The sequence below is a fragment of the Streptomyces sp. NPDC029014 genome (assembly GCF_055564695.1).
On sequence record NZ_JBVHVT010000021.1, the window covers coordinates 104,030 to 112,558 of the forward strand.

8 protein-coding genes are annotated in these 8,529 nt (G+C 70.3%); 5 read left to right on the forward strand and 3 right to left on the reverse strand.

Going from position 1 to position 8,529, the window contains the following annotated elements:
- Nucleotides 1–70: 70 nt before the first annotated feature.
- The 3 genes from ACZ4VL_RS14370 to ACZ4VL_RS14380 all read left to right on the forward strand — a co-directional run bounded on the left by ACZ4VL_RS14370 (nt 71) and on the right by ACZ4VL_RS14380 (nt 4,307).
- Nucleotides 71–694, forward strand: coding sequence for a GntR family transcriptional regulator (locus tag ACZ4VL_RS14370; RefSeq protein ID WP_468199638.1), 624 nt, complete (start codon nt 71–73; stop codon nt 692–694).
- 233 nt (nt 695–927) lie between these two features.
- On the forward strand, nt 928–3,612 hold the full coding sequence (aceE, locus tag ACZ4VL_RS14375) for a pyruvate dehydrogenase (acetyl-transferring), homodimeric type (protein WP_468199628.1): 2,685 nt from the start codon (nt 928–930) through the stop codon (nt 3,610–3,612).
- A 176-nt stretch (nt 3,613–3,788) separates the two neighbouring features.
- Nucleotides 3,789–4,307 carry a DUF4240 domain-containing protein gene (locus ACZ4VL_RS14380; RefSeq protein WP_468199640.1) on the forward strand — a complete coding sequence of 173 codons (519 nt, stop codon included), beginning with the start codon at nt 3,789–3,791 and terminating at the stop codon, nt 4,305–4,307.
- Nucleotides 4,308–4,364: 57 nt separating this feature from the next.
- Here the strand turns inward: ACZ4VL_RS14380 and ACZ4VL_RS14385 are convergent, their stop codons facing one another.
- On the reverse strand, nt 4,365–5,135 hold the full coding sequence (locus ACZ4VL_RS14385) for an SDR family NAD(P)-dependent oxidoreductase (RefSeq protein WP_468199629.1): 771 nt from the start codon (nt 5,133–5,135) through the stop codon (nt 4,365–4,367).
- A gap of 85 nt (nt 5,136–5,220) precedes the next feature.
- Here ACZ4VL_RS14385 and ACZ4VL_RS14390 point away from each other — a divergent pair, with 85 nt between their 5' ends.
- Entirely contained in the window at nt 5,221–5,922 is a 702-nt protein-coding gene (locus ACZ4VL_RS14390; protein WP_468199631.1) for a TetR/AcrR family transcriptional regulator, read from the forward strand.
- Here the strand turns inward: ACZ4VL_RS14390 and ACZ4VL_RS14395 are convergent.
- Together ACZ4VL_RS14395 and glnA are read right to left on the reverse strand one after the other, a co-directional pair.
- Nucleotides 5,894–6,211 (reverse strand): MazG-like family protein, encoded by a 318-nt coding sequence (locus ACZ4VL_RS14395; protein WP_361088502.1) that lies wholly within the window; start codon nt 6,209–6,211, stop codon nt 5,894–5,896. The two genes, ACZ4VL_RS14390 and ACZ4VL_RS14395, sit on opposite strands and share 29 nt — an antisense overlap.
- Nucleotides 6,212–6,317: 106 nt before the next feature.
- Entirely contained in the window at nt 6,318–7,727 is a 1,410-nt protein-coding gene (gene glnA, locus ACZ4VL_RS14400; protein ID WP_361088505.1) for a type I glutamate--ammonia ligase, read from the reverse strand.
- A 184-nt stretch (nt 7,728–7,911) separates the two neighbouring features.
- On the opposite strand from glnA, the gene ACZ4VL_RS14405 reads away from it, so the two are divergent.
- Complete coding sequence (locus ACZ4VL_RS14405; protein ID WP_468199632.1) at nt 7,912–8,379, forward strand: RDD family protein; 468 nt, start codon at nt 7,912–7,914, stop codon at nt 8,377–8,379.
- Nucleotides 8,380–8,529: the final 150 nt, after the last annotated feature.

Consider the following 8,529-nt stretch of genomic DNA (forward strand, 5'->3'; position numbering starts at 1 on the left):
GTCGGCCTACTGCGCCGTATTGTCTACGCATCAGAGCTGTGCATGCCCTTCAGGAGATGAAGCCCCGATGATCACCCCACCCGTCGTGCACTCGCTGCGCGAGCAGATCCGCGAGCACATCGTGGAGGGGATCGTCAGCGGGCGCTGGAAGCCCGGTGAGCGGATCGTCGAGCGGCGGATCGCGGTCGAGCTGGAGGTCAGCCAGACGCCGGTGCGCGAGGCGCTGCGCGAGCTGGAGACGCTGCGGCTGATCGAGTCGGCGCCGAACAAGGGCGTCCGTGTGCGGAACCTCACGGCGGCGGACCTGGAGGAGATCTACCCGGTCCGGGCCGGTCTGGAGCAGATCGCGGCGGAGCTGGCCGCGCCGAGGCTGGCGGTGGACTGTTCGGCGTTGGAGCCGCACGTGGCGGCCCTGTGGGAGGCCGACCGGGCCTCGGACGGCACGGCGCAGGTGCGGCACACGGTCGGGTTCCACCGGGAGATGGTGCGGGCGGCGGGGAACAGCGTGCTGCTGCACACCTGGGAGGGCCTGGGCATCGAGGTGTTCACGGCGCTGTCGATCCGCTGGCTGGGGACCGTGCAGAAGTCGTACGCGGAGGAGCACGCGGCGCTCGTCGAGGCCTTCCGGAACCAGGATCCGGAGATCGGGGTGCTGGTGAAGCGGCATGTGCTCGGGTGCGCGCCCCGCGCCTGACGCTCCCGATCGAGGCCCCCTTTGCCCCGATTTGCCCGGCACGCGGTGTCTGAATCGCTGGCACCCCGTGCCGACTTTTCGTTGATGCCCCTTAACTTCACCGCAATCATTTGATCGATCATCGATCAGGGATTTACAGTCTTGACGGGCCCCAACCGGGTCCGCCCACCCTGTCCTGCCCGTCAGGGATTTTCTTCACCACCTCTCCTTTGTCCGGAAGGCGGCGCACACCGATGTCCGACCCCGTAGGAAAGCTTCCGAGCGAGCTCGACCAGCTCCCGGACCGCGACACCGAAGAGACCGCCGAATGGGCGGCCTCGCTCGACGCCGTCGCCCAGGCCGCCGGTACGCGCCGCGCCGAATACCTGCTCCGCCGCACCCTCCAGCACGCCGAGGCCGCCGGCCTGGCCCTGCCGAAGCTGCTGGAGACGGACTACGTCAACACCATCCCCACCTCCGCCGAGCCGGACTTCCCCGGTGACGAGGAGATGGAGGCCCGCATCACCGCGTGGAACCGCTGGAACGCGGCCGCCATGGTGACCCGCGGCTCGAAGTACGGCGTCGGCGGCCACATCGCCACCTTCGCCTCGGCCGCCTGGCTCTACGAGACCGGCTTCCAGCACTTCTTCCGCGGCAAGGAGAACGACGGCTCGGGCGACCAGATCTACGTCCAGGGCCACGCCTCCCCGGGCATCTACGCCCGCGCCTTCCTCGACGGGCGCATCTCCGAGCAGCAGCTCGACAACTTCCGCCAGGAGGCCGGCGGCAACGGCCTGCCCTCCTACCCGCACCCGCGGCGCCTGCCCTGGCTGTGGGAGTTCCCCACGGTCTCCATGGGCCTCGGCCCGCTGTCCGCGATCTACCAGGCGCGGTTCAACCGCTACCTGGAGAACCGCGGCATCAAGGACACCTCCAACTCGCACGTCTGGGCCTTCCTGGGCGACGGCGAGATGGACGAGCCCGAGTCGACCGCGGCCCTCGCGCTCGCGGCCCGCGAAGGCCTGGACAACCTGACCTTCGTCATCAACTGCAACCTGCAGCGCCTCGACGGCCCGGTGCGCGCCAACTTCCGCATCGTCCAGGAGCTGGAGGGCGCCTTCCGCGGCGCCGGCTGGAACGTCGTGAAGACCCTGTGGGGCTCCGCCTGGGACGAGCTGTTCCAGCTCGACACCACGGGCGCCCTGGTCCGCCGCCTGCGCGAGACCCCGGACGCGCAGTTCCAGACGTACGCCACCCGTGACGCGGCCTACATCCGCGAGCGCTTCTTCGGCGGCGACCCGGCCCTCGTGGCCATGGGGCAGCTGCTGAGCGACGCGAAGATCGCCGAGTGCTTCCACACCTCGCGCGGCGGCCACGAGCCCCGCAAGGTCTACGCCGCGTACAAGGCAGCCCTGGCGCACAAGGGCGCGCCGACGGTGATCCTGGCGCAGACCGTCAAGGGCTACACCCTGGGCACCGGGTTCGAGTCGAAGAACGCGAACCACCAGATGAAGAAGCTGACGATCGACGAGTTCAAGGGCATGCGCGACCTGCTCGGACTCCCGATCCCGGACAGCGCCTTCGCGGACGGCGTGGTTCCGTACGGCCACCCGGGCGCCGACTCCCCCGAGGTCCGCTACCTGCACGAGCGCCGCGCGGCCCTCGGCGGCCTCGCCCCGGCCCGCAAGGTCCACCACGTGGCCCTGCCGCAGCCGGCCGACAAGTCCTACGCGCCGCTGCTCAAGGGCTCCGGCAAGCAGGAGATGGCCACCACCATGGCCTTCGTCCGCCTGGTGAAGGACCTGATGCGGGACAAGGAGACCGGCCGCCGCTGGGTGCCGATCGTCCCCGACGAGGCCCGTACCTTCGGTATGGAGTCCCTCTTCCCGTCGGCCGGCATCTACTCGCCGCTGGGCCAGACGTACGAGCCGGTCGACCGCGACCAGCTGATGTACTACAAGGAGGCCAAGGACGGCCAGATCCTCAACGAGGGGATCACCGAGGCCGGCGCCATGGCCGACTTCATCGCCGCCGCCACGTCGTACGCGACGCACGGCGAGACGATGATCCCGTTCTACATCTTCTACTCGATGTTCGGCTGGCAGCGCACGGGCGACCAGATGTGGCAGCTCGCCGACCAGCTCGGCAAGGGCTTCATCGTGGGCGCCACCGCCGGCCGCACCACGCTGACCGGTGAGGGCCTCCAGCACGCCGACGGCCACTCGCACCTGATCGCGGCCACCAACCCGGCCTCGCTCAACTACGACCCGGCCTTCGCGTACGAGATCGCGGTGATCGTCAAGGACGGTCTGGAGCGGATGTACGGGGAGAACCCCGAGGACGTCTTCTACTACCTGACGGTCTACAACGAGCCGAAGCCGCAGCCGGCCATGCCCGCGGGCGTGGAAGAGGGCATCGTCAAGGGCCTGTACCGGTTCAACACCTCCGCCGACCTGGGCGGGGACGCGCCGGCCGCGGACGCCCCGAAGATCCAGCTGATGGCCTCGGGTACGGCGATCCACTGGATCCTGGAGGCCCAGAAGCTGCTGGCCGCCGAGTGGAACGTGGCCGCCGACGTGTGGTCCGCCACCTCCTGGGGCGAGCTGCGCCGCGAGGCGCTGGAGTGCGACGAGGCCCTGCTGCGCGGCGAGGAGCGCACCCCGTACGTCACCCGCGTGCTGGAGGGCGCCCCGGGTCCGGTGCTGGCCGTCTCCGACTGGATGCGCCAGGTCCCGGACCAGATCAGCCAGTGGGTCCCGCAGGACTACACCTCGCTGGGCACGGACGGCTTCGGCCTCTCCGACACCCGTGACGGGGCCCGCCGCCACTTCGGCGTCGACGCCCAGTCCATCGTGGTCGCGGCCCTGGCCCAGCTCGCCCGCCGCGGCGAGGTGCCGGCGTCCTCCGTCAAGGAGGCCCGCGAGCGCTACGGCCTGTAGGCCGTACCGTCTGCCTGACCGGAGGCGGCCCTTCCCCGCGGGGGAGGGCCGCCTCCGGCGTTCTTCGGCGTTGCTCGGCGTTGCTCGGCGTTCCGGCGGTGTTCGGGCAGCGGCGGGCGCACTGTCGGATTCTCGCGGTGGCGGGCTCACGGCGGACCCGTGATGCTGGTCCCGTGATGGACGAGACGGAGTTCTGGGAGATCGTCGACAGCACCCGCGAGGCCGCCGAGGGCGACCCCGAGGAACACGCCGACCTGCTCGTGGAGCGGCTGGCGCAGCTCGATCCGGACTCCGTCCTGGATTTCGCCCGGCACTTCGAGTCCCGGTACAACCGGGCGTACACCTGGGACTTGTGGGGTGCGGCCTGGGTGCTGCTGGACGGGGCGAGCGACGACGCGTTCGACTACTTCCGGTGCTGGCTGATCGGCCAGGGGCGGGAGGTGTTCGAGGGCGGGGTCCACGATCCCGACCAGCTGGCCGACCTCCTCGACGAGTTCGACGAGGAGCTCGACGGGGACGGCGAGGAGCTCGGGTACGCGGCGGACGAGGCGTACGAGCAGCTGACCGGAACGGTCGCGCCGGACCTCGGTGTCCCGCTGCAGTCGGCCGAGCCGGAGGGCGCCCCGCTGGACTTCGAGAACGAAGCCGTGCTGGCGGAGCGCTTCCCCCGGCTGTGGGAGCGCTTCAGGTCCTGAAGCGCCGGCGGGGCCGGAGCCAGGTCGGGGTCCGGTCCGGGTCCGGTCCGGGTCCGGTCAGTAGTGGGTGCCGCCGTCGATGCGGATCTCCGTGCCGGTGATGAAGGCGCCGTCGTCCGAGGCCAGCATGGCGACGACACCGGCGACGGTCTCCGGGCCGGCGAAGCCCTGGCCGAGGGCCGGGGCCAGCTTCGCGAACAGGCTCCAGTCGGTGTCCTCGGGCAGGCCGGGGCCGGTGCCGGTCGTCATGCCGCTCTCGATGGAGCCGGGGGCGACGGCGACGAAGCGCAGGCCCTGCTTGCTGTACTCGGCGGCCAGGGCGTGGGTCATGGACTGGATGCCGCCCTTGCTGGCCGCGTACGCGGACATGTAGGGGTGGGCGAACGAGGCCGAGGTGGAGCTGAAGTTCACGACGACCGGCTTGTCGCCCTCCAGCAGCGCCGGCAGGGCTTCGCGGATCATCAGGAAGGTCCCGGTGAGGTTGACCGTGATGATCTTGTTCCACAGGTCCAGGCTGGTCTGGTGGGTGTGCGCGGAGCGCAGGATGCCCGCGGCGTTGACCAGCGCGTCGAGCCCTCCGAGGAGCCCGACGGCGGCGACGACGCCGGCCTGCACCGAGGCCTCGTCGGATATGTCGAGGACGGCGGTGGTGAGCCGGTCCTCGTGCCCGGCGGCGCGGGCCTGGTCGGCGGTCTCCTTGAGGCCGGCCTCGTTGACGTCCACGCTGTGGACGCGGCCGCCCTCGGCGAGGATGCGGTGGACGGTGGCGCGGCCGATGCCGGAGCCGCCGCCGGTGATGAGGACACGGCGTCCTTCGAAACGGTTCATGGGGCGAGCGTACCGCCGGGGTGACACGTTTTGCCAGTGTGTCTAAACACGCATCACGGGCGGGGTCGAGGGGTAGGCTTCAGGCGTGAGATCCCCTCGTCCGTACTCCCCCCAGACCGGCCCCGGAGCGCAGTCGCTGACCGAGCGCCGCAAGGCCGCCACCCAGCTCGACATCGCCCGCGCCGCCTGCGCCCTGTTCGCCGAGCGCGGCCCCGACGGCACCACCGCCGAGGACATCGCGCACCGCGCGGGCGTCGCCCTGCGCACGTTCTACCGCTACTTCCGCAACAAGCAGGAGGCCGTCGGCCCGCTGCTCGCGACCGGCGGCGAGCGGTGGCGCGGCGCGCTCGCGGAGGAGGCCCCCGGCACCCCGCTCGGCGAGGCCCTCGAACGCGCCGTCACCCGCTCCCTCACCGACCCCCAGACCGTCGAGGAGGGGCTGGAGGTGACCCGCGGCCTGCTCCGCGCGGCGGCGGACGACCAGGCGCTGCGCGCCGTCTGGTACCGCGTGAACCAGGACTCCGAGGAGCAGCTCGTCCCGGTGATCGCCCGGCTGGCCGGCGACGGCGCCGACCCGCTCGGGGTCCGCCTGCTCGCCGCGGCCGCGACGGACGCGATCCGCATCGCCCTGGAACTGTGGGCCACGACGGACGCCCCGCGGACCGGCCCGGCCTCCCCCGCCGAGCTGGCGGTCCGCGGCCTGCGCGAGTTGACCGGGGCGATGCCGCTGGTCATGCGGTCGGGTGGGGCCGGCGGCGTCAGAGGAACCGGTCGGCCTTCAGCGTGAGCTGCTCGGCGAAGTAGTCGGCCGCGTCCGGCCGCATCCGGGCCAGGGCCACCATCGCGGACACGATGACGTCGGCCACCTCGGCCTGGACGTCGTCCCAGCTGTGCGAGTTCCCCTTGCGCGGGTTGGTGCTCTTGGCGCCGATCACGGCCTCAGCGGCCTCGCCGAACTCCTCGCCGATCTTGAGGATCTGCAGGGTCACGCTCTCCTCGTGCGGCATCCCGCGCTCACGGTCGTGCGCGTCGAAGGTGGCGGCGAGGGCGGCGACGGTCTTCCACTGATCATCCATGCCCCGAACCTAGCGGGTACCGCACCACCCGTGGAGCAAGATCAAAAAAGAGAGCCGCCCCCGGCGCCGGAACGGCACCGGGGGCGGCTCGTCACCCGCCTGCGGCTTAGAGGTCGAAGTAGAGCTCGAACTCGTGCGGGTGGGGGCGCTGGGCGATCGGGGCGATCTCGTGGGTGCGCTTGTAGTCGATCCACGTCTCGATCAGGTCGGAGGTGAAGACACCGCCGGCGAGGAGGTACTCGTGGTCCTCCTCCAGGGCCTTGAGGACGTCCTCCAGGCTGGACGGGACCTGCGGGACGCTCGCGTGCTCGTCGGGGGCGAGCTCGTAGAGGTCCTTGTCGATCGGCTCCATCGGCTCGATCTTGTTCTTGACACCGTCGAGGCCCGCGAGCAGCAGCGCCGAGAAGGCGAGGTACGGGTTGGAGGACGGGTCCGGGGCGCGGAACTCAACGCGCTTGGCCTTCGGGTTCGAGCCCGTGATCGGGATGCGCATGGCGGCGGAGCGGTTGCGCTGCGAGTACACCAGGTTGACCGGCGCCTCGAAGCCCGGCACCAGGCGGTGGTACGAGTTCACCGTCGGGTTGGTGAAGGCGAGCAGCGACGGGGCGTGCTTGAGGATGCCGCCGATGTAGTAGCGGGCGGTGTCCGACAGGCCCGCGTAGCCGGCCTCGTCGTAGAAGAGCGGCTCGCCGCCCTGCCACAGCGACTGGTGGACGTGCATGCCCGAGCCGTTGTCACCGAAGATCGGCTTCGGCATGAAGGTCGCGGTCTTGCCGTTGCGCCAGGCGACGTTCTTCACGATGTACTTGAAGAGCATCAGGTCGTCGGCCGCGGCGAGCAGCGTGTTGAACTTGTAGTTGATCTCGGCCTGGCCGCCGGTGCCGACCTCGTGGTGCTGGCGCTCGACCTGGAGGCCCTGGGCGTCCAGCTCCAGGGAGATCTCGGCGCGCAGGTCGGCGAAGTGGTCGACCGGGGCGACCGGGAAGTAGCCGCCCTTGTAGCGGACCTTGTAACCGCGGTTGTTCTCCTCGGAGCCGGTGTTCCAGGCGCCGGCCTCGGAGTCGATGTGGTAGAAGCCCTCGTTCGCGGTGGTCGCGAAGCGGACGCTGTCGAAGATGTAGAACTCGGCCTCGGGACCGAAGAACGCGGTGTCGGCGATGCCGGTGGAGGCGAGGTACGCCTCGGCCTTCTTCGCGATGTTGCGCGGGTCGCGGCTGTAGGCCTCGCCCGTGATCGGGTCGTGGATGAAGAAGTTGATGTTCAGCGTCTTGTCGCGACGGAACGGGTCCAGGCGCGCGGTGGTGATGTCGGCGCGCAGAGCCATGTCGGACTCGTGGATGGCCTGGAAGCCGCGGATCGAGGAACCGTCGAAGGCGAGCTCCTCCGCCGGGTCGAACGCCCGCGCCGGGATGGTGAAGTGCTGCATCACACCAGGCAGGTCACAGAAGCGGACGTCGACGAACTTGACGTCGTTCTCCTCGATGTACTGCTTCACTTCGTCGGCGTTCTGGAACATCCAACTCCTCCTACTCCCGACCCGGGGCGGGGACGGGCTGCATAGCTCGTGGTGCGTCAGTGCGGTGCCGCACGCTGACCCGACCATAGGCAGACGGGATTTCCCAAGCATGACCCATTTGTTTCGCACAAGTTAACCAGGGTCCGGCCGGAGGGGCTCGTCACGCCACAGGTACCGTGGTCGGGTGGACAACAGGCAAGCAATGGGATCGTGGCTCTCCGGCCCCCGCGCGGCGGCCGAGGACATGGGCGTCGACTTCGGCTACCCGGGCCAGCGGCTCGGCCTGCCCCAGGAGGGATCCGGCTCCGCGGCGCGTTTCGGGCGCCGCCTGGGCGGCGTGGCCATCGACTGGATCGCCTGCCAGGTGATCGCATACGGGCTGATCACAGGCGGCAACGCGACGGCGACGGGTAACTGGACGCTGCTGCTCTTCGTCGTGCTGAGCATCCTGACCCTCGGCACCGTGGGCTTCACTCCCGGGAAGCGGCTCGTGGGCCTGCGCGTGGTCGCGGAGGACGGTGGCCGGCTCGGCTTCGGCCGGGTGGTGCTGCGCACCCTGCTGCTGGCCCTGGTCATCCCGGCGCTGGTCTGGGACCGCGACGGCCGCGGCCTGCACGACCGGGCGGCCCGCGCCGTCCAGGTCCGCATCTGAGCCGGACGCAGGAAGCGGACGCAGGGACGAGGACGCAGCAACGAGAACAGGGGCGGGGGGGGGGGGGGGGGGGGGGGGGGGGGGGGGTGTTTTTTTCGTCCTTTTCTTGTGTTTTTTCTTTGGTTCTTCGTCTTCTGTTTTTCTTTTTAT

Excerpts from the sequence above, each read along its gene's own strand:
- aceE (WP_468199628.1), top strand. The coding sequence starts at position 928 with ATGTCCGACCCCGTAGGAAAGCTTCCGAGCGAGCTCGACCAGCTCCCG.
- ACZ4VL_RS14380 (WP_468199640.1), top strand. The coding sequence starts at position 3,789 with ATGGACGAGACGGAGTTCTGGGAGATCGTCGACAGCACCCGCGAGGCC.
- ACZ4VL_RS14385 (WP_468199629.1), bottom strand. The coding sequence starts at position 5,135 with ATGAACCGTTTCGAAGGACGCCGTGTCCTCATCACCGGCGGCGGCTCC.
- ACZ4VL_RS14395 (WP_361088502.1), bottom strand. The coding sequence starts at position 6,211 with ATGGATGATCAGTGGAAGACCGTCGCCGCCCTCGCCGCCACCTTCGAC.
- glnA (WP_361088505.1), bottom strand. The coding sequence starts at position 7,727 with ATGTTCCAGAACGCCGACGAAGTGAAGCAGTACATCGAGGAGAACGAC.